Annotated in this window: 2 protein-coding genes; both read left to right on the forward strand. The window is 51.4% G+C overall.

The features are described from left to right. The first annotated feature begins 232 nt into the window (after positions 1-232). A complete protein-coding gene (locus FM125_RS11865; RefSeq protein WP_143745346.1) occupies positions 233-940 on the forward strand; it encodes a hypothetical protein in 708 nt (235 codons plus the stop codon). 138 nt (positions 941-1078) lie between these two features. Beyond that, positions 1079-1303, forward strand: a complete 225-nt coding sequence (locus FM125_RS11870; protein ID WP_141756397.1) for a hypothetical protein — start codon at positions 1079-1081, stop codon at positions 1301-1303. The last annotated feature ends 177 nt before the right edge of the window (positions 1304-1480 follow it).

Below are 1480 nucleotides of genomic sequence, written 5' to 3' on the forward strand. Positions count from 1 at the left end.
GCTAGGTCCTTGCTCGAGAGTGGAGGATTCAAGCCCCGTCTACACCCTCGATTGTGAAGAGCCCGTCTACACCCTCGATTGTGAAGAGCCCCTTTAGCAACACGCCCTAGTGGCGTGGTTCTCAGCTATGGGGCTAGCATGGGGTGAACATCACGAACGCGGGCCAGCGAGCGACGTCGGCAGCGTGACCGCGGAGACGGGTGTATTTCCTATCTTTTCTATGCCCCAAAGGATGGCTGGCATGAAGAATATTTTTCGTCCGGCAGTTGCTCTCATTGCCGCTGCAACCCTAATCCCGACTCTTACGGCCGCAGCTCCTCCACCCGGCTATCCATCCCGCCAGATCATGGGATATGCAACCGACACTTATGGAGCTTCTATTCCAATTAGACTGGGGTTCTATGATTCAGATGCCGACCGAGGATTTGGGAAGGACAAGGCTTATTACAAACACAATATTCGAAGTGTGAGTTCGATCCAGTTTGTTATCCGCAGTACAAACGCTGAAAAGCAGGGGACACAGAGGGTCTACCATGCTTGGGCGATCAAGAAGCGATGTGTTCGCGGGGTTTGCTGGGCAGAAAAGCAGATCAAGATACGCGGGGTCGCCGAAACCGCATATAAGAGTGTCTACTACAACCAGACTGTTGGCGGCAGGCTGGGTTCTATGACTACCTACTGCGAAGGAACAAAGTGGTGCCCGGATTGGGTTGACTATGCCTTGTCGGGAGGGGGTTCTACGACAGCGAGCGTAGATAGAGATTCTACTTCAGGCACGGATGATTCCGCCTCCATCGCGCAGAAGCTTAAGAGTGGCGAAGGTGAAGTGGAGTTCTACGAGCTGACTTATAGTGAACCGGGAGCCCCCGTCAAGGAAACATGTGATGAGGTTGTCAATCGCATCAAAAAGGACAACCGCTCGAGTTTTATTCAGGATTAGAAAGTGGCATCATGAAAGCGGTGAAATCAGCATATTCCGATGAATATAACTGAAGATTTCGAACGACAACTAAGGCCTGTCCATCTAAATGATCCAAGTGCCCGAATCCTGAGAGTAGAACTCGATAGCTCAGGAAGAGTGACTATGGTCATTGAGAGGGTGGCGAATATGGAGACTTTTGTAGTCGCTATAGAAGAGGACTTCATCAATCGTGTCTCGGAATACGAATCGTTCTCCGCGTTTGTCATTGATATGCTAAATACGCGCATCTTTGAGCCTAATGGCAAGGGCGCGCCTCCCAATGGCAGTGAGAATGAAAAGGTTAGATCCAAATATCCAAACGCGACATGGTTTAGAATATGACAGCCTCTCCTCCAATGGGTATATTTCTGCCCCATCTTGAGGCGATTCCCCATTCTGCCCATGGGTGTGAGGCCATCTCTTAGGGCGTGTTACTAAAGGATGGTCGCGAGCCAGTGCAGTGTCGCTGCGAGACTGAGCCCGGCGTGATAGTTCCGGGCGTACTTGTCCGAGCGCATC

Source organism: Micrococcus lylae, from assembly GCF_900163825.1.
Classification (GTDB): Bacteria; Actinomycetota; Actinomycetes; order Actinomycetales; family Micrococcaceae; genus Micrococcus; species Micrococcus lylae.